Origin of the sequence: Burkholderia sp. BCC1993 (assembly GCF_905339865.1) — a bacterium.
Lineage (GTDB): Bacteria > Pseudomonadota > Gammaproteobacteria > Burkholderiales > Burkholderiaceae > Burkholderia.
This window is the reverse complement of the sequence record NZ_CAJPGZ010000017.1, coordinates 37089-56437: the sequence shown is the minus strand read 5'-3', so window position 1 is coordinate 56437 and position 19349 is coordinate 37089. Positions and strand designations below refer to the sequence as shown.

20 protein-coding genes are annotated in these 19349 nt (G+C 67.6%); 18 read left to right on the top strand and 2 right to left on the bottom strand.

The annotated features are described in order from the left end of the window. Positions 1-134: 134 nt before the first annotated feature. Together U4Y91_RS26815 and U4Y91_RS26810 are read right to left on the bottom strand one after the other, a co-directional pair. Positions 135-860 (bottom strand): glutathione S-transferase, encoded by a 726-nt coding sequence (locus U4Y91_RS26815; protein WP_321807627.1) that lies wholly within the window; start codon positions 858-860, stop codon positions 135-137. 129 nt (positions 861-989) lie between these two features. Beyond that, positions 990-1322, bottom strand: a complete 333-nt coding sequence (locus U4Y91_RS26810) for a cupin domain-containing protein (protein WP_321807626.1) — start codon at positions 1320-1322, stop codon at positions 990-992. Positions 1323-1731: 409 nt separating this feature from the next. On the opposite strand from U4Y91_RS26810, the gene U4Y91_RS26805 reads away from it, so the two are divergent. From U4Y91_RS26805 to U4Y91_RS26720, 18 genes are all read left to right on the top strand, one after another. Continuing rightward, on the top strand, positions 1732-2553 hold the full coding sequence (locus U4Y91_RS26805) for a hypothetical protein (RefSeq protein ID WP_321807625.1): 822 nt from the start codon (positions 1732-1734) through the stop codon (positions 2551-2553). A 32-nt stretch (positions 2554-2585) separates the two neighbouring features. Beyond that, positions 2586-3344 (top strand): Tat pathway signal protein, encoded by a 759-nt coding sequence (locus U4Y91_RS26800; protein ID WP_321807742.1) that lies wholly within the window; start codon positions 2586-2588, stop codon positions 3342-3344. 234 nt (positions 3345-3578) lie between these two features. Next, positions 3579-4988, top strand: coding sequence for a 3-isopropylmalate dehydratase large subunit (leuC, locus tag U4Y91_RS26795; protein WP_321807624.1), 1410 nt, complete (start codon positions 3579-3581; stop codon positions 4986-4988). A 3-nt stretch (positions 4989-4991) separates the two neighbouring features. Continuing rightward, a complete protein-coding gene (locus tag U4Y91_RS26790) occupies positions 4992-5138 on the top strand; it encodes an entericidin A/B family lipoprotein (protein WP_011658379.1) in 147 nt (48 codons plus the stop codon). 65 nt (positions 5139-5203) lie between these two features. After that, complete coding sequence (gene leuD, locus U4Y91_RS26785) at positions 5204-5854, top strand: 3-isopropylmalate dehydratase small subunit (protein WP_321807623.1); 651 nt, start codon at positions 5204-5206, stop codon at positions 5852-5854. Between the two features lie 75 nt (positions 5855-5929). Beyond that, positions 5930-6997: a 3-isopropylmalate dehydrogenase gene (gene leuB, locus U4Y91_RS26780; RefSeq protein WP_321807622.1), complete on the top strand. Its 1068-nt coding sequence runs from the start codon at positions 5930-5932 to the stop codon at positions 6995-6997. Positions 6998-7128: 131 nt separating this feature from the next. Then, positions 7129-7248, top strand: coding sequence for a 3-isopropylmalate dehydrogenase (locus tag U4Y91_RS26775; RefSeq protein ID WP_124628490.1), 120 nt, complete (start codon positions 7129-7131; stop codon positions 7246-7248). An 84-nt stretch (positions 7249-7332) separates the two neighbouring features. Beyond that, the gene (gene asd, locus U4Y91_RS26770) at positions 7333-8454 is read left to right on the top strand and encodes an aspartate-semialdehyde dehydrogenase (protein ID WP_057923940.1); all 1122 of its coding nucleotides are present in this window, start codon (positions 7333-7335) and stop codon (positions 8452-8454) included. Between the two features lie 589 nt (positions 8455-9043). After that, positions 9044-11134: a FimV/HubP family polar landmark protein gene (locus U4Y91_RS26765; RefSeq protein ID WP_321807621.1), complete on the top strand. Its 2091-nt coding sequence runs from the start codon at positions 9044-9046 to the stop codon at positions 11132-11134. Continuing rightward, the gene (gene truA / locus U4Y91_RS26760) at positions 11134-11946 is read left to right on the top strand and encodes a tRNA pseudouridine(38-40) synthase TruA (protein WP_321807620.1); all 813 of its coding nucleotides are present in this window, start codon (positions 11134-11136) and stop codon (positions 11944-11946) included. Before U4Y91_RS26765 ends, truA begins: the two co-directional genes overlap by 1 nt. Continuing rightward, on the top strand, positions 11943-12644 hold the full coding sequence (locus U4Y91_RS26755; RefSeq protein WP_321807619.1) for a phosphoribosylanthranilate isomerase: 702 nt from the start codon (positions 11943-11945) through the stop codon (positions 12642-12644). The genes truA and U4Y91_RS26755 overlap by 4 nt, the downstream gene beginning before the upstream one ends. 54 nt (positions 12645-12698) lie before the next feature. Then, positions 12699-13892, top strand: a complete 1194-nt coding sequence (trpB, locus tag U4Y91_RS26750) for a tryptophan synthase subunit beta (protein WP_321807618.1) — start codon at positions 12699-12701, stop codon at positions 13890-13892. A gap of 9 nt (positions 13893-13901) precedes the next feature. Beyond that, positions 13902-14753 (top strand): site-specific DNA-methyltransferase, encoded by an 852-nt coding sequence (locus U4Y91_RS26745; protein ID WP_321807617.1) that lies wholly within the window; start codon positions 13902-13904, stop codon positions 14751-14753. A 41-nt stretch (positions 14754-14794) separates the two neighbouring features. Next, positions 14795-15613, top strand: coding sequence for a tryptophan synthase subunit alpha (gene trpA / locus U4Y91_RS26740; protein WP_321807616.1), 819 nt, complete (start codon positions 14795-14797; stop codon positions 15611-15613). Between the two features lie 64 nt (positions 15614-15677). After that, a complete protein-coding gene (accD, locus tag U4Y91_RS26735) occupies positions 15678-16550 on the top strand; it encodes an acetyl-CoA carboxylase, carboxyltransferase subunit beta (RefSeq protein WP_321807615.1) in 873 nt (290 codons plus the stop codon). A gap of 100 nt (positions 16551-16650) precedes the next feature. After that, entirely contained in the window at positions 16651-17961 is a 1311-nt protein-coding gene (folC, locus tag U4Y91_RS26730) for a bifunctional tetrahydrofolate synthase/dihydrofolate synthase (protein ID WP_321807614.1), read from the top strand. 29 nt (positions 17962-17990) lie between these two features. Beyond that, positions 17991-18839 carry an SPOR domain-containing protein gene (locus U4Y91_RS26725; RefSeq protein WP_321807613.1) on the top strand — a complete coding sequence of 283 codons (849 nt, stop codon included), beginning with the start codon at positions 17991-17993 and terminating at the stop codon, positions 18837-18839. A 6-nt stretch (positions 18840-18845) separates the two neighbouring features. Then, entirely contained in the window at positions 18846-19340 is a 495-nt protein-coding gene (locus tag U4Y91_RS26720) for a CvpA family protein (protein ID WP_044843823.1), read from the top strand. The last annotated feature ends 9 nt before the right edge of the window (positions 19341-19349 follow it).

Below are 19349 nucleotides of genomic sequence, written 5' to 3'. Positions count from 1 at the left end.
GACGGAGCCGGCTCCGGCGAGGCAGCCGGCTGCGGTGAAGCAGGCGTGACGACGCGCAGCGGGCAGCACGCGTTCAGCGCGCGTGCCGCAGCTGCGCCTTCATCAAATCCACCGACGCGCGAGGCGTGGCGCCGCTACTTGTCCAGCTCCGGGTAGTGCCGGAAGATCCCCATGTCGTTGAACGGGATACGGCGTTCCGACTCGAGATAGCGCGCGACGGGTGGATGCGCCGCAACGCGGTCGTGCAGGCCGACGAGCCCCGCGACCTTGCGTTCCTCGCGCTTCATCGCCTTCGGGAACGCGTAACGCAGGCCTTCGATCAGCTGGAAGATCGACAGATCCACGTAACTGAGCGCGCTGCCGGCGATATGGCCGCCTTTGTGCGGATTCTGCGCGAGCACGCGATCGAAGTAGCCGAGGAACTTCGGCAGCCGATGTTCGAGGAAATCGGCCGCGCGCTCGGCGGCTTCGGCTTTCTGGTCCTCGTAGTAAAGGCCGCTGCCGATCGGGTGATGCGTGTCGTGGATCTCGGTGACGAAATCGGCGACGGTCAACTGAAGCTGATGCACCCACAGCCGGCCGGCTTCGTCGTCGGGCGCGAGCCCGAGCCGCGCGCCGAGAAACAGCAGGATGTTCGCGGCCTGCCCGACGACCACGTCGCCGGCCTTCAGGAACGGCGGCGCAAACGGTACGCATTCGGCCTTCGTGCTGTCCATCATGTGCATCATCGCCGACACGCCCATGCCGCGCCCCGATTCGCGCGCGACATCGACATAGTCGGCCTCGGCCGCTTCGAGCGCGAGCCGCACGTATTCGCCGCGGCCCTGGATTTCGGGCCAGTAATAGAGTTCGTATCGCATGCAGTGCTCCTGTCCGGTCGATGCGTCGGTCGATGCCCGCATCGTGATGGCGGGAAGGGTGGCCGCGCGCCGCCCGGCGCGAATAGACAGTCTAGGAGATCGTGCGGGAAGTGTGGTGCCCGCCGGGCTTCACGCGCCGCGTTCTCCACCTTCGCCGCCCTCCGGGCCGTAGAAGAACACCCAGGCCGAGAAGTCGTCGGAGAAGCCGACGAAGCGGTGCGCCGCGAATGCGGGGACGAACAGCACGTCGCCGGCCGCGACGCCGCATTCGCGCCCGTCCACGATGAACCGCGACGTGCCGGCGGCGATCACGTAGACCTCGTCGCGCGTGTGCGGCGTCTGCAGATCCTCGCCGCGCGGCCGGTACAGCTCGATGTCGAGCGTGCCGTGGCGAAACAGCGTCGTGAACAGCGTGCCTTCATCGTCGAGGCGGGCGAGTGATTCGTTGATGCCGAGCTTCATCGTCGTGGGCTCTGGGTTGCGGATCGTGGGAACGAGGGCGTGCGGATCGCACCATCGTAGCGCGAAACCCGCAGATCGACCTGCGGCGCGCGACCCTGCCTGCGAATCGCGTCGCGCGCCATCGATGAAACGGCGGCGGCACGATCTCACCACCGATGAAACGAATCTGTCCGCCAGTGAAACGGCGCGGCGATCGTCGGCATTCGTGCGACAGCTTCACCGCAATTTAATAAACGCGCACTACGATCGCGCATCGTCAATCGACGGAGCGTCGTGCTGCGGTTCACGCTTCGACGCTGCCGCCCATCGCCGATCGTCGCGATTCGCCCGATTGCCGTTTCCCGTGACCCCGCGATTTGCACCGCCGCGCCATGCCGCCGCGTGCGATTCGCATTGTTTCGCATTTCTTATGAATTCGAATGCATCGACTGCTTCACGCAGAAAATTCCTTGCCGCCGCACCCGGCATCGCAGCGGCGCCGCTGTTGAGCGCATGCGGTGGCGACGACGTCGCATCGGCGCCGCTCACCGATGCGGCGCTGGCCACGCAGATGTCCGCGAAGCTGAACGCACAGCTTGGCGATGCGGCGACGGTCGACGCGATCATGCCCGCGCTGACCGATGTCGGCTTCACATGGGCCCTGCCGACGGTCCCGGCCGCACAGATCGGCGCGATCGTCGCGTACAGCTTCGGCAATCGTCCAAATGCCGCGAGCGGCAACACGTCGAGCACGGGCGGCAACCAGTCCGCGCTGCCCGATCCGGGGCCTGTCAACGAAGCGCTCGCGGACGCCGTGTACCGCATCCGCCAGCTGAAGTCGGTCAAGGTCTACGCGCAGTGGGAAATCGCGCGCTTTCTCGTGTCGAAATACGGGATGGGCGCCGACGTGCTGTCGTCGGTCGAACCGGTGATCGCGAGCGACGGCACGATCGTGTACCTGAGTACGGCCGGCGTCGCGGCCGAGGCGGTTACGCGCGCGGGCGGCGCGGCTGCGATGGGTACCGTCGCCGTGGTCGGCCATCGCGACCATGCGAAGCGCTGCATCCAGACCTCGCAGCAGGCCGGCATGAAGGCGGCCGCCGTCGCCGAGGTGCCGCTCCCGACCGTGTACGACCCGCAATCGGGCCAGCCGTGGACGCGCAATCGCAGCCTCTACCTCGTGCACGACATGTATGCGCAGATGCTGACCCGCGCGATCGCCGCGACGATGCAGGCGTTTCCGAAGGGCTGACGCCTGCCGCTCTCCACTCGAATCTCATGACCATGACGACCCGCCGCCATTTCCTCGCTTCCACCTCCGTCCTCGCCGCATCGTGCGCGGCCGCCACCACCGTGTTCGCGAGCGACGCGCCCACCAGCGATGCCGAACTGCAGCGCCAGATGCTCGGCAAGCTGACGAACGAACTGAACGATCGCGCGACCGCCACCGACGAAACCGGTTATCTGCTCGACACGTTTTTCTCATGGACGCCGCCGACCGTCGCCGCGGCTTCCATCAACACGATCGCCGCGTTCAGTTTCGGCAACCGCGCCGGGGCATCGGCCGCTGCACCCGTACCGGGCCCCGTCAACGAGGCGATTGCCGACGCCGTGTTCCAGCTTCGGCAGAAGGTCGCGGCACCGATCTTCGCGCAGCAGGACATCGCCGGCGTGCTCGCGTCGAAATACGGCCTGACGGCCGGCGTGACGTCGATTGCGACACCTGCCCTGGCGGCCGGTAGCCCGATCCCGACCCCCGACGGCGTCGTCGCCGCAATCGTCAAACAGGCCGGCTCGGCCGCGGCGCTCGGCAAGGTCGGCATCGTCACGCATCGGGATCAGGCGTCGCTCGCCGTGCGCGTGTCGAATGCGGCGGGGATGCAGGCCGCGGTGCCGGCAGGCTTCACGCTGCCGTCGCTCTACGACACGTCCGCGCAGATGGCGGCGATGCGGCGGCGCGACCTCTACCTGCTGAGCAACGCCGGCATGCAACTCGCGATGTTGCGGCTCGACCTGATCAACCGCGAGTACCCGAACGGCTGACACCGCCGGCCGTGGGGCGCGGCGTGAGATCCGGGCGACGCGTCGGCGCGATCGTCGTCCGCCGGATCGCGCGTGCCCCGTTTTGCCGGGTAATGCCGATACAGGTATTGGCACTACCAGCCAAACCACTGTTTTTAATGGGTTTTTTCGCGCCGAGCCTGCGCCGCGGCGCGTTCTGCGTGGCATAATCGACCGCATCCGCAAGGCTTGTAGTCACAACGACCCCGCATACCCATGGCACAGACTCTCTACGACAAACTGTGGAACACCCACGTGGTCCACACTGAGGAAGACGGCACGACCCTGCTCTATATCGACCGTCAGCTGCTGCACGAAGTCACGAGCCCGCAGGCGTTCGAAGGGCTGAACGTCGCGCACCGCCCGGTGTGGCGCATCAGCGCGAACCTGGCCGTGTCGGACCACAACGTCCCGACCACGGATCGCAGCCACGGCATCGCCGATCCGGTCTCGAAGCTGCAGGTCGACACGCTCGACGCGAACTGCGATGCGTTCGGCATCACGCAGTTCAAGATGAACGACGTGCGTCAGGGCATCGTGCACATCATCGGGCCGGAGCAGGGCGCGACGCTGCCGGGCATGACGATCGTCTGCGGCGACTCGCACACGTCGACGCACGGCGCGTTCGGCGCGCTCGCACACGGCATCGGCACGTCGGAAGTCGAGCACGTGCTCGCGACGCAAACCTTGCTGCAGAAAAAGAGCAAGAACATGCTCGTGAAGGTCGAGGGTGCGCTGCCGCGCGGCTGTACCGCGAAGGACATCGTGCTCGCGATCATCGGCAAGATCGGCACGGCCGGCGGCACGGGCTACGCGATCGAATTCGGCGGCTCGACGATCCGCGCGCTGACGATGGAAGGCCGGATGACCGTCTGCAACATGGCGATCGAAGCCGGCGCGCGCGCGGGCATGGTCGCCGTCGACGATACGACGATCGATTATTTGAAGGGCCGTCCGTTCGTGCCGACCGGCGCGGAATGGAACCAGGCCGTCGAGTACTGGCGCGAATTCAAGTCCGACGAAGGCGCGCAGTTCGACCGCGTCGTCGAGCTGAACGCGGCCGAGATCGTCCCGCAGGTCACGTGGGGCACGTCGCCGGAAATGGTCACGTCGATCGACGGTCGCGTGCCGGACCCCGAGCGCGAGAAGGATCCGGTCAAGCGCGACGCGATGGAGCGCGCGCTGGCCTACATGGCGCTCGAGCCGAACACGCCGATCGAGTCGATCAAGGTCGACAAGATCTTCATCGGTTCGTGCACGAACGCGCGCATCGAGGACATCCGCGCGGCCGCCTACGTCGTGAAGAAGCTGAACCGTCGCGTCGCATCGAACGTGCGGCTCGCGATGGTCGTGCCGGGCTCGGGCCTCGTGAAGGCGCAGGCCGAGCGCGAAGGCCTCGACAAGGTGTTCACGGATGCGGGCTTCGAATGGCGCGAGCCGGGCTGCTCGATGTGCCTCGCGATGAACGCCGACCGGCTCGATCCGGGCGAGCGCTGCGCGTCGACGTCGAACCGCAACTTCGAAGGCCGGCAGGGCGCGGGCGGTCGCACGCACCTGGTGAGCCCCGCGATGGCGGCGGCGGCGGCGATCGAAGGCCATTTCGTCGACATTCGCCAGCTGGGGTAACGCGTGACGGCATCGAAGCTCATCGCGCGGCTGGTGGCCGCGCTGGCGCTCGCGGGGCTGGGCTTCGGCCTCGCGGGCTGCAATACCGTCCGAGGCTTCGGCCAGGACGTCAACGCCGCCGGCAATGCGCTGCAGCGCGCCGCGGACTGACGCCCGCCGAGAATTTGTCGATGTGCGCCGGCTGACTGCCGGCCCTTCAACCGGATAGACGGATCATGGAAAAATTCACTGTACATACCGGCGTCGTGGCGCCGCTCGATCGCGAGAACGTCGACACCGACGCGATCATCCCGAAGCAGTTCCTGAAGTCGATCAAGCGCACGGGCTTCGGTCCGAACGCGTTCGACGAATGGCGTTACCTCGACCACGGCGAGCCGGGCCAGGACAACTCGAAGCGCCCGCTGAACCCGGACTTCGTGCTGAACCAGCCGCGCTATCAGGGCGCATCCGTGCTGCTCGCGCGCAAGAACTTCGGCTGCGGCAGCTCGCGCGAGCACGCGCCGTGGGCGCTGCAGCAGTACGGCTTCCGCGCGATCATCGCGCCGAGCTTCGCCGACATCTTCTTCAACAACTGCTACAAGAACGGGCTGCTGCCGATCGTGCTGACCGAGCAGCAGGTCGATCACCTGTTCAACGACACGTACGCGTTCAACGGCTATCAGCTCACGGTCGACCTCGATGCGCAGGTCGTGCGCACGGGCGACGGCCGCGAGTATGCGTTCGACATCACCGCGTTCCGCAAGTATTGCCTGCTGAACGGTTTCGACGACATCGGCCTGACGCTGCGTCACGCGGACAAAATCCGCCAGTTCGAAGCCGAGCGGCTCGCGAAGCAGCCGTGGCTCAACAACAAGCTGGTCGGCTGAGATTGCCTCCGGGCGGGCGCGCATGACGCGCGCTCGCCGACCTGCCACCCATACCTATCCAGTCAGGAATAACGCATGAAGATTGCAGTGCTGCCCGGCGACGGCATCGGTCCGGAAATCGTCAACGAAGCGGTCAAGGTGCTGAACGCCCTCGACGAGAAGTTCGAACTCGAACACGCGCCGGTCGGCGGCGCGGGCTACGAGGCGAGCGGTCATCCGCTGCCGGACGCGACGCTGAAACTCGCGAAGGAAGCGGACGCGATTCTGTTCGGCGCGGTCGGCGACTGGAAGTACGACTCGCTCGAGCGCGCGCTGCGCCCCGAGCAGGCGATCCTCGGGCTGCGCAAGCATCTCGAGCTGTTCGCGAACTTCCGCCCGGCGATCTGCTATCCGCAACTCGTCGACGCGTCGCCGCTGAAGCCGGAGCTGGTCGCGGGCCTCGACATCCTGATCGTGCGCGAACTGAACGGCGACATCTACTTCGGCCAGCCGCGCGGCGTGCGCGCAGCGCCGGACGGCCCGTTCGCCGGCGCGCGCGAGGGCTTCGACACGATGCGCTATTCGGAACCGGAAGTGCGCCGCATCGCGCACGTCGCGTTCCAGGCCGCGCAAAAGCGCGCGAAGAAGCTGCTGTCGGTCGACAAGTCGAACGTGCTGGAGACGTCGCAGTTCTGGCGCGACATCATGATCGACGTGTCGAAGGAATACGCGGACGTCGAGCTGTCGCACATGTACGTCGACAACGCGGCGATGCAGCTCGCGAAGGCGCCGAAGCAGTTCGACGTGATCGTGACCGGCAACATGTTCGGCGACATCCTGTCGGATGAAGCGTCGATGCTGACGGGCTCGATCGGCATGCTGCCGTCGGCGTCGCTCGACAAGAACAACAAGGGTCTGTACGAGCCGTCGCACGGTTCGGCGCCGGACATCGCGGGCAAGGGCATCGCGAATCCGCTGGCGACGATCCTGTCGGCTGCGATGCTGCTGCGCTACTCGCTGAATCGCGCGGAGCAGGCCGATCGCATCGAGCGCGCTGTGAAAACGGTGCTCGAACAAGGCTATCGCACGGGTGACATCGCGACGCCGGGCTGCCAGCAGGTCGGCACGGCGGCGATGGGTGACGCGGTGGTCGCCGCGCTGTAACGCGCGCGGCAATGCAGTCAGGCAGTTAAGGGCAGTTGATTGTAGAAAAGGGCGCGAACGGGCCGCGAAATCGGCCGGTTCGCGTGCGGTTGGCCGTTGTGCGGCCAACCGGCTTTGTGTAGACTCGAACGATGGCGCTGATTTCCCTGATCTCCCCGGTCCTGAAACTCCACGGCAACACTGCCCGTGTGGGTACGCGCGCCATCGTCATCACGAAAACCATTACCACGAAAACGATCATTAAACGCTGATCGCCGTCGTGCCCGCCTGTTTCCCCGCGCGGTCACGCGGGGACGGAAATGGCGGGGAAGCTCCATTCAAGCAAAGGGTTAGTCATGAACGTAGGTCTCGTAGGTTGGCGCGGCATGGTCGGCAGCGTGCTGATGCAGCGCATGCAGGAAGAAGGTGATTTCGACCTGATCGAACCGGTGTTTTTCAGCACCAGCAACACGGGCGGCAAGGCGCCGTCGTTCGCGAAAAACGAGACCACGCTCAAGGACGCGACCAACGTCGACGAGCTGAAGAAGTGCGACGTGATCATCACGTGCCAGGGCGGCGACTACACGAACGACGTGTTCCCGAAGCTGCGCGCGGCCGGCTGGAACGGCTACTGGATCGACGCGGCCTCGTCGCTGCGGATGAATGACGACGCGGTCATCATCCTCGATCCGGTCAACCTCGACGTGATCAAGGACGCGCTCGTCAAGGGCACGAAGAACTTCGTCGGCGGCAACTGCACGGTCAGCCTGATGCTGATGGCGCTCGGCGGCCTGTTCCGCGAGAACCTCGTCGACTGGATGACGGCGATGACCTACCAGGCCGCATCGGGCGCGGGCGCGCAGAACATGCGTGAACTGCTGTCGCAGATGGGCACGCTGCACGGTTCGGTGCAGGAACAACTCGCCGATCCGGCTTCCGCGATTCTCGACATCGACCGTCGCGTGCTCGCGACGATGAACAGCGATGCGATGCCGACGAGTCACTTCGGCGTGCCGCTCGCCGGCTCGCTGATCCCGTGGATCGACAAGGATCTCGGCAACGGGATGTCGAAGGAAGAGTGGAAGGGCGGCGCGGAAACCAACAAGATCCTCGGCAAGCCGGCCATGGGCGAGCCGGGCTCGATCCCGGTCGACGGCCTGTGCGTGCGGATCGGCGCGATGCGCTGCCACTCGCAGGCGCTGACGATCAAGCTGAAGAAGGACGTCCCGCTCGACGAAATCAACGGCATCCTCGCTTCGGCGAACGACTGGGTGAAGGTCGTGCCGAACGAGCGCGAAGCATCGATGCGCGACCTGTCGCCGGCGAAGATCACCGGCACGCTGACGGTGCCGGTCGGTCGCCTGCGCAAGCTCGCGATGGGCGGCGAATACCTGTCGGCGTTCACGGTCGGCGACCAGCTGCTGTGGGGCGCGGCCGAGCCGCTGCGCCGCATGCTGCGCATCCTGCTCGACAAGTAAGTCGCGCCGCGCCGCGCGCAGTGCGCGCGTGACGCGAAACGCCTGCCAGCCCTTCGCGGGGCGGCAGGCGTTTTTTATTGTTCGGCGTCAGATCTTGTGCGGGCGGTCCGCGCTGCGCGATGTGCAGCGCGGACCGTCGATTGCGCGAAAGCCCCGAACCGCTCGCGCGGCCGGGGCTTTTCCTGCATCGCAGTCCTTTGGCACGAGGAATTGATGCGACGCCAAGTATAAGGGGCTGAATTCGTTCCGGCCCCGATGCTGTCGTCCGGATTTTCATCGATTGATGATCCTTTTTTGATAAAACCGGCGCGTGCGATTCAATACCGGGATCGGCGAGGCCATCGCGCGATTCGCGCACCGACGGCCCGATGCGGTCGACCGCTGGTCGCGGCGCAGGCGCGGACGGCCGCATCCGCAGGCGACGAATTCGGCCGGAACGCGATCGTGTGAAGTAAACTATGCGGTTACGACGCGCAGAGCCGCCGAAAGCGTCGCGTTCTGCGCGACGCTTTTGCATTTCTGCGGCGACTTTATTGACGCTTTCCTACGCGAATTCGAGCCGCGCCCGCGCGCGGCGATAGAGCCTACGATGTCCCGAATTTCCTTGTTTCCGCGTCAGTCCCGTCTGGCGCGCGCCGTGCGTGGCGCGCTGGCGATCCTGGCGCTCGGCGCGGCCGCTTCGGCCTGGGCGGCCGGTGCCGGCGAGCTGCCGGCGTCCGCCGCCGACGGTGCCGCGCCGCTCAACGTGACGGTCCAGCCGGGCCAGTCGTTGAACGACCTCGCGAAAGCCGCGACGCAATCGCACGATCCGGGCGTGCTCGCGCGCGCCGGCCGCGCGCTGTTCGACGCCAATCCGCAGGCGTTCATGAAGCACGATCCGAGCCGCCTGAAAGTCGGTGCGACGCTGACGGTGCCGGCGCTCGATGCGACCGGCGCGGCGCTCGTGCCGGCTGCTGCGTCGGCGGCGTCGGCTGCGTCCGCGCCGGTTGCCGCGTCGGGCACGGCGGCGGTCGCGCAGCATGGCGCGTCCGCGCCGCATCCGGGGTCGGCCGTGCAAACCGCGCGGGCCGCATCGGCCGCGCATACGGCGCCGGTCAGCGGGGCGAGCGTGACGGTTGCAGCCGGGGCAGCGGCAGGCGCGTCGGCTTCGAGCGGCGCGTCCGCCGCGCACGGCGCGTTGACGGTCGAATCCGTCCAGTCGGCAGCGGCGGCGGCTGGCGCAAGCGGGCCGCACGTGTGGAACGGCGCGATCCAGTCCGCACCGTCGTCCGCCAGCGAAGCCGTGATGCAGTCCGGACCGGGTGGGGCGGCTCAAGGGATGCACGAACTGTCCGCGGCAGCGCCCGTCGCGGGTGCGTCGGAGCCGCGGCCGTCGAGCCTGCAGCAATTGCTCGCGCTGAAGAACCGCGTGCTGATGGAACTGCAGAAGCACGGAATCGGGAAGCCCGCCGCGACGAACAACGTCGCACCGGCGCCGGCGCCCGCTGCGCCGCGTCCCGCTACGAATGGCGCGAACGGCGCAAACGGCACGAATGATGCGGCGGCGTCAGCTGCCGCGTCGTCGTCGGCTGCGAGCGAAGCGGCGTCCGGCGTGGCCGCGAGTGCGGTGCAGCCGGCATCGGCGATTGTTCAGCCGGCAGTGCCGGCGGCAACCGCCGCGCCTGCACGCGGTTCGGAACAGATCGACTGGCGTCCGGCCGCAGCGGCCGGCGCCGCCGTGGTCGTGCTGGCGGCCGGTTTTGCGTGGCGCAAGCGCCGGAAAGCGCGGCCGACCGACGAGTCCGCTCCGGCATCCGGCGGGACGGCTGTGACCGACGGCGGTGCATCGTCGTCGCCTGTCGCACCCACCGAGCCAGTGTCGCCAATTCTCCCCGAGACGCCGTTGGCCCGCGACGCGGCCGCCGATGTGAGTCTGGTCACGGCCGCCGCCGCAGCGGCGGAGACGTTCGAGACGCACGAACCCGAATTCCCGCCGCCGTCGGAAACGGCGCAGCCGCACGACGTTCAGGCGGAAGCATCGTCCGCGCATGTCGCACCCGACAGCGACGCAACGCCGGCCCCGCACGACGAGAAGCCTGTCGCGGAACCGGCCGCGGACGAGCCGCTCGTCACGCCCGCCGCACCCGCGGTGAACGACGTGCAGCACGCAGCGTTGATGCAGAACGCGATCAGCGCGCTCAACAGCCTCGACATGCCGCTGCCGCCGCGTACGGCCGATGAGCCGTCCGCACGGGAAGGGCAAGCCGAAGGCGAGCGAATCGCAACTAACGGTCAGTCCGCCGCGCACTTGCCAGTCGGCGCGACTGATCCGTCCCCGGAACATCCGGCCGACCAGGACGACGAGTTCGACTGGGATCCGGATGCGGCAACGCCTGCGCCTCACACGGGCGGTGCCGCCGCGCCGTCGTCGCTGCCGCCGCTCGGCGTCGCGCAGTTCGGCGCGCTGAAGCTGGATTTCGATCTCGACCTGCCGTCCGCGCCGGGTGCCGTGCTGCCCGCGCTGACGCCGGAAGAACTCGCCCGCATCGCCCGCAACAAGCTGGATCTCGCGTCGGAGTACGTGGAGCTGGGCGACCTGTCCGGCGCGCGCACGCTGCTGCAGGAAGTGGTCGACGCGAACGACGCCGCAACGCGCGACGATGCGCGTGCGCTGCTCGCGAAACTCGCGGAAGAGGCGTGATGCGGATCGCGCTCGGGATTCAGTACGACGGCGCCGCGTTCTGCGGCTGGCAGGCGCAGCCGCACGGCAAGACGGTGCAGGATGCGCTCGAGCGCGCACTCGGCGCATTCGCGTGCGTGCCGCTGCACACGACGGTCGCGGGGCGGACCGACACGGGCGTGCACGGGCTCGGACAGGTCGTGCATTTCGACACGGCGCTCGATCGCACGGATTTCTCGTGGGTGCGCGGCACCAACGCATTTCTGCCGCCGACCGTGTCCGTTCAGTGGGCGAAGCCGATGCCGGACACGTTCCACGCGCGTTTCTCGGCGTTCGAACGCACGTACTACTATGCGCTGTACGTGCATCCCGTGCGCTCGCCGATGCTGGCCGGCCGCTCGGGCTGGATCCACACGCCGCTCGACGACGACGCGATGCGCGCGGCCGCCGCGCATCTGATCGGCGAGCACGACTTCTCGTCGTTCCGGTCGTCGGAATGCCAGTCGAAGACGCCGGTCAAACACCTGTACCAGATCGACGTGCGGCGCGCGGGCCACTTCATTCATTTCCGCTTCCGCGCGAACGCGTTCCTGCACCACATGGTGCGCAACCTGATGGGCTGCCTCGTCGCGGTGGGGCGCGGCCGCTATCCGGCCGACTGGCTCGCCGACGTGCTGGCCGGGCGCGATCGCAATCTCGCGGCGCCCACGTTCATGGCCGACGGGCTGTACCTCGCCCATGTCGGCTACCCGGCGGAATTCGCCGTCCCGCCCGCGCAGCTCGGCAGCGTGCCGTGGAGCAGCGTCTGGGCCGACCTGGACCCACAACCATGACGGATCACGCCGTGTCTTCTTCGACCTCCGCCGCGGCTGGCCTCGCGCCGCGCACGCGCATCAAGCTGTGCGGACTGTCGCGCCCCGAGGACGTGCTGCATGCCGCCGCGCTCGGCGCCGATGCGATCGGTCTCGTGTTCTATCCGAAGAGCCCGCGCGCGGTGTCGATCGCGCAGGCCGCCGAGCTCGCAAGCCTCGCGCCGCCGTTCGTATCGGTGGTCGGGCTGTTCGTGAACGCGACCGAAGCCGAGATCGAGGCGGTGGTGCGCGACGTGCCGCTCACGGTGCTGCAATTCCACGGCGACGAGACGCCCGAGCAGTGCGACGCCCTCGGCCGCGCGGCGCGACTGCCGTGGTTGCGCGCGGTGCGCGTCGGCCCCTCGACGCAGCCGGCCGATTTGGTAGAATCGGCTCTTCATTATTCGAAAGCGCGCGGCCTCCTGTTCGACACCCTGGTGCCGGACTACGGCGGTAGCGGCAAGGTCTTCGATTGGTCTCTTATTCCCGCAGAGCTCGTGCATCGGGCCGTTTTGAGTGGTGGCTTGAGCGCGCAAAACGTCGGTGATGCGATCCGCCAGTTGCGTCCGTTTGCTGTCGATGTCTCGAGTGGCATCGAAGTGGAGGGCGCAAAGGGCGTGAAGGATCACGCCCGGATGGCGGCGTTCGTACGCGCGGTGCGCGAAGCGGACGCCCGGTGATGCAAGCGGTGCGGCCCCGAAAGCGGGGCGCACCGACCGATCGAGAGTGACACCATGTACAACCTTCCTGATGATCGCGGCCACTTCGGCCCGTATGGCGGCGTGTTCGTCGCCGAAACGCTGATTCACGCGCTGGACGAACTGCGCGCGGCGTATGACAAATTCCGGAACGACCCCGATTTCGTCGCCGAATACGAGCGCGAACTGAAGTACTTCGTCGGCCGTCCGTCGCCGATCTATCACGCGCAGCGCTGGAGCGAGACGCTCGGCGGCGCGCAGATCTACCTGAAGCGCGAGGACCTGAACCACACCGGTGCGCACAAGATCAACAACGTGATCGGCCAGGCGCTGCTCGCGAAGCGGATGGGCAAGAAGCGCGTGATCGCCGAGACCGGTGCCGGCCAGCACGGTGTCGCTACGGCGACGATCTGCGCGCGCTTCGGCATGGAGTGCATCGTCTACATGGGCGCCGAGGACGTGCGCCGCCAGGCCGCGAACGTCTACCGGATGAAGCTGCTCGGTGCGACGGTCGTGCCGGTCGAATCGGGTTCGCGCACGCTGAAGGACGCGCTGAACGAAGCGATGCGCGACTGGGTCACGAACATCGAAAGCACGTTCTACATCATCGGCACGGTCGCGGGCCCGCATCCGTATCCGGCGATGGTGCGCGACTTCCAGCGCGTGATCGGCGACGAGTGCAAGGTGCAGATGCCGGAACTCGCCGGCCGGCAGCCGGATGCGGTGATTGCGTGCGTCGGCGGCGGCTCGAACGCGATGGGCATCTTCTATCCGTACATCGACGATGCTTCCGTGCAGCTGATCGGCGTCGAAGCGGCCGGCGACGGCCTCGACACCGGCCGTCACGCGGCGTCGCTGATCGCCGGCAGCCCCGGCGTGCTGCACGGCAACCGCACGTACCTGCTGCAGGACGACAACGGCCAGATCATCGAGACGCATTCGGTGTCGGCCGGCCTTGACTATCCGGGCGTCGGCCCCGAGCACGCATGGCTGAAGGACAGCGGCCGCGCGCAGTACGTGCCGATCACCGACGAGGAAGCGCTGAAGGCGTTCCACGACTGCTGCCGGATCGAGGGGATCATCCCCGCGCTCGAGTCGAGCCACGCGATCGCGTACGGCGTGAAGCTCGCGCCGACGTTGCCGAAGGACAAGATCCTGCTCGTCAACCTGTCGGGCCGCGGCGACAAGGACATGCACACGGTCGCCGAGCGATCGGGCATCGCACTCTGACCCCGACCGATGCGTGACCTGATCGAACAACCGGGCGGCGGCGCCGCGAGCGAAGCGGAGGCGGTGCAGCCCGTCGTCGCGGTGCCGCGCGCACGGCCGTCCGGGATCGAGCTGCACAACCGCGATTTCATGACCGAAGCCGCGCGCCTGCCGGATGCGTCGATCGACCTGATCGTCGCCGATCCGCCCTACGGGCTCGGCAAGGACTACGGCAACGACTCGGACAAGCGTTCGGGCGACGATTTCCTCGCGTGGACGCGCGAGTGGCTCGAGCTCGCGATTCCGAAGCTGAAGCCGAGCGGGTCGATGTACATCTTCTGCACGTGGCAGTACGCGCCGGAAATCTTCAGCTTCCTGAAGACGAGGCTCACGATGGTCAACGAGATCATCTGGGACCGGCGCGTGCCGAGCATGGGCGGCACGACGCGCCGTTTCACGTCGGTGCACGACAACATCGGCTTTTTCGCGGTTTCCAAAGCGTATTACTTCGATCTCGATCCGGTCCGCATCCCGTACGACGCCGACACGAAGAAGGCCCGCTCGCGCAAGCTGTTCGAAGGCAGCAAGTGGCTGGAGATGGGCTACAACCCGAAGGACGTCTGGTCGGTCTCGCGCCTGCATCGGCAGCACGCGGAGCGCGTCGATCATCCGACCCAGAAGCCGCTGGAAATCATCGAGCGGATGGTGCTCGCAAGCTGCCCGCCGGGCGGCCGCGTGCTCGATCCGTTCATGGGCAGCGGCACGACCGCGGTGGCCTGCGCACGGCAGGGGCGCGACTTCGTCGGCTACGAGATCAACGAAAGTTATTGCGCGATCGCGCATGAGCGCGTGAACGCGCTCGCCGCGCCGGCGTGCGCGTGAGTCGCGCCGCCGAGTCGCCGATCGCATCAAGGAAAATTGCCATGTCCTCCCGTATCCAGCAGACCTTCGCCGCACTCGCCGAACAAGGCCGCAAGGGCCTGATCCCGTTCATCACGGCCGGCGACCCCGATCCCGCGAAGACCGTCGAATTCATGCACGCGCTCGCCGAGGGCGGCGCCGACGTGATCGAGCTCGGCGTGCCGTTCTCGGACCCGATGGCCGACGGTCCCGTGATCCAGCGCTCGTCGGAACGCGCGCTCGCGCGCGGCGTCACGCTGAAGAGCGTGCTCGCCGACGTGAAGCGCTTCCGCGAGACCGACCCGAAAACCCCCGTCGTGCTGATGGGCTATGCGAACCCGATCGAGCGGATGGGCGTCGATACGTTCGCGGCCGAAGCGCAGGCGGCCGGCGTCGACGGCGTGCTCGTCGTCGACTATCCGCCCGAGGAAGCGGGCGTGTTCGCCGAGAAAATGCGTGCCGCGCAGATCGATCCGATCTTCCTGCTCGCGCCGACGTCGACCGACGAACGCATTGCCGACGTGGGCAAGATCGCGAGCGGCTACGTGTATTACGTGTCGCTCAAGGGCGTGACCGGCGCCGGAAATCTGGATGTTTCGAGCATTGCGGGTAAAATCCCGGCCATCAAGTCGCGCGTGCCGGTTCCGGTGGGCGTCGGCTTCGGCATCCGCGACGCCGAAACGGCGCGCGCGGTGGCCGAAGTGTCGGACGCCGTCGTGATCGGCAGCCGCCTGGTGCAGCTGCTCGAGAGCGCCGCGCCGGAGGGTGCCGCCGCCGCGCTGAAGACTTTCATCGCCGAGCTGCGCGCCGCCCTGGACGGCGCCGGCAACACGGCGCGATAAACACAACACAGGAAGCGGGAACGGGCCGGCCGGCCCGCCCCGCCACGGAACAGGAAACCATACGATGAGCTGGCTCGACAAACTGTTGCCGCCGAAGATCAAGCAGACCGACCCGAAAAGCCGCAAGGGCATTCCGGAAGGCCTGTGGGTCAAGTGCCCGTCCTGCGAGGCCGTGCTGTACCGCAACGACGTGGACGCGAACCTGCACGTGTGCCCGAAGTGCGATCACCACATGCGCATCGGCGCGCGCGAGCGCCTCGACGGGCTGCTGGATCCGGAAGGCCGCTATGAAATCGGCCAGGAAATCGTGCCGGTCGACTCGCTGAAGTTCAAGGACAGCCGCAAGTACCCCGATCGTCTGAAGGAAGCGATGGAGGAAACGGGCGAGACCGACGCGATGGTCGTGATGGGTGGTGCGATCCACACGCTGCCCGTCGTCGCGGCCTGCTTCGAGTTCTCGTTCATGGGCGGCTCGATGGGTTCGGTCGTCGGCGAGCGCTTCGCACGCGGCGCGCAGAACGCGCTGGAACAGCAGGTGCCGTTCATCTGCTTTACCGCTTCGGGCGGCGCCCGGATGCAGGAAAGCCTGCTGTCGCTGATGCAGATGGCCAAGACCACCGCGATGCTGACGAAGCTGGCCGAAGCCAAGCTGCCGTTCATCTCGGTGCTGACCGACCCGACGATGGGCGGCGTGTCGGCGAGCTTTGCGTTCCTCGGCGACGTCGTGATCGCCGAGCCGAAGGCGCTGATCGGCTTCGCCGGCCCGCGCGTGATCGAGCAGACGGTGCGCGAAAAGCTGCCGGAAGGCTTCCAGCGCGCGGAATTCCTGCTGAAGACGGGCGCGATCGACATGATCGTCGACCGCCGCAAGATGCGCGATGAGATCGCGCAACTGCTCGCGCTGCTGCAGCGACAGCCGGCCGACGCGCTGGCCTGATTGGCGCGGCGTTGTGAACTGCGCGCGTCGCCCGGCTGAACCGCCGGGCGGCGCGTTTCGTTTTTTGGCGTAGTGGCGGTACCGATTCAGATTTGATCCGATGAGCACTTTTCCCACTCTCGACGCGTGGCTTTCGCATCTCGAACGCGCGCACCCGGTCGGCATCGACATGGGCCTCACCCGCATCGGGCAGGTCAAGGCGGCGCTGCAGCTCGAATTCACGTGCCCCGTGATCACGGTCGGCGGCACGAACGGCAAGGGTTCGACCTGCGCGTTCCTTGAGGCGATCCTCGTGCACGCGGGCTACAAGGTCGGCTGCCACACGTCGCCGCACCTGCTCGAATTCGGCGAGCGTGCGCGCGTGAACGGCCAGCAGGTCAGCGACGCCGAGCTGCTGCCGCATTTCGAAGCCGTCGAAGCGGCGCGCACGTCGCTGCCGGAGCCGGTGTCGCTCACGTACTTCGAATTCACGACGCTCGCGATCCTGCACCTGTTCGCGTCGCGCGGGCTCGATGCGGTGATCCTCGAAGTCGGCCTCGGCGGCCGGCTCGATGCGGTCAACATCATCGATGCCGATTGCGCGATCGTCACGAGCATCGACATCGACCATACCGAATACCTCGGCGACACGCGCGAGAAGATCGCGTTCGAGAAGGCGGGGATCTTCCGCGCGGGCAAGCCGGCGATCTGCGGCGATCCCGCGGTGCCGAACACGCTGGTCGAGCATGCCGAAGCGATCGGCGCCGACCTGTGGCTGGTCGGCCGCGATTTCCGCTACGAAGCGCAGCCGGGCGCGGAGCGCCAGCAATGGAGCTACCTCGGCCGCGAGAAGCGCTATCCGGCGCTCGCGTATCCGGCGCTGCGCGGTGCGAACCAGCTGATCAATGCGTCGGCCGCGCTGGCCGCGCTCGAGGCGCTGCGCCCGCTGCTGCCGGTGTCCGCGCAGGACATCCGGCTCGGGCTCGCCAACGTCGAGCTGCCGGGGCGCTTCCAGGTGCTGCCCGGCAAGCCGGCGATCGTGCTGGACGTCGCGCACAACCCGCATGCGGCGGCCGTGCTCGAGCAGAATCTCGGCAACATGGGCTTCTTCCCGTACACGTACGCGGTGTTCGGCGCGATGCACGACAAGGACATCGACGGCGTGCTGCGGCACCTGAAGGGCGAGATCGACCACTGGTGCGTGACCGACCTGCCGCTGCCGCGCGCGGCGAGCGCGGAGCAGCTCGAAGCCGCGCTGCGCAAGGCCGGCGTGGAGGACGGGGCCGATTCGAGCGTGACGCGCTTCGCGTCGCCCGCCGAAGCGTTTCGCGATGCACTAAAAAGAGCATCCGAGAATGATAGAATCGTGGTTTTCGGCAGTTTCCATACGGTGGCAGGTGTGATGGCCTACCGGAAATCGCAGCAACACTGACTGAAGGGCAGTTTCGGACTCAGCCATTCATGGGAATTTTCTCGTTCGGCAAGAAAGACGACGACGCGCCCCAGCGGCGCGGCGGTCGTACCGGGGCCTCCCGGAACGTGCGCACGGAGCGCACTGAACGCGTCGAGCGGCGCACGCGCCGCACCGAGCGTCCGGAATCGGACGCGCTGCTCCTCGATCCGACCCTTCCTGAAAAGCAACGCGCCCGCCGGCGCCTCGTCGGCGCGATCGCGCTCGTCGTCGCCGCGGTGATCGTGTTGCCGATGGTGCTCGATTCGCACCCGAAGCCGGTGACGGACGACATCGCGATCGACATTCCGAACCGGCCCGCGCATCAGGCGGTCGCGCCGCGCGACGACGACGCGTCCGACGTGCAGGCGGGCGTCGCGCACGACGAGCCGCCGGCCTCCGACGCCGCGGTGGCGGCCGCTCCGGCACCCGCGGAGAAGGATACGGCCAAGCCGGTCGCGAAGCCCGAACCCTCGACGGCCACGGCGAGCGTGACGCCGCCGAAGCCCGCTGCGAAGCCGGCCGCGGCCGCGCCCGCACCCGCGGCGAAGCCGGCCGCGCCGAAGCCGGCGCCCGCGGCGGTCGCGAACGCCGACGCCGCGGCCGACAGCGGCGACGCATCGTCGCCGGCCTCGCCGGCCGGTGCGCGCTTCGCGGTGCAGCTCGGCTCGTTCAAGGACGACGCAACGGCCCGTTCGTGGGCCACCAAGTTGAAATCGGCGGGCGTGCCCGCATATGTCGAGCATCGCAAGCAGGCGGACGGCAGCACGGCTAGCCAGCTGCGTGCCGGCCCGTTTGCGGATCGCGCGGCGGCGTCCGCCGCGATCGCGAAGGTGCGCGAAGCCGGACTCACGCAGTAACGTGCGATGCTGACGGCTTTCGACTACGCTGTATTGGCGGTGATCGCGTTGTCTGCGCTGCGTGGCGCGTGGCGCGGTTTCGTCTCCGAGATTTTCGGGCTGATCGGCTGGATCGCGGCGATCGCGATCGCCGCCCGCTATGTCGGACTGGTCGTGCCGTATATCCCGGCGAACTGGCCGGGCGGCGCGCTGACGCAGTGGGTGATCGCGTTCGCGCTGATCGTGATCGGCGTCGTGTTCGTCGCGGGTGTCGCGAACGCGCTGTTGTCGCGGATCGCGCAGGCGACGGGCCTCGGCGGGGTCGATCGCTCGCTGGGCATGATGTTCGGGCTGGTCCGCGGCTGCGTGCTGGTGGTGCTGCTGGTCGCGGCGGCCGGGCTGACCGAATTGCCCAAACAGGATTTCTGGCGCAATGCGCTATTGCGTCCTTTCGCCGAACAGGGCGTACACGAGCTGAAGCAGCTCCTGCCCGACGGCATGGCCCAGTATGTACGCGTGTGACGACGCGGC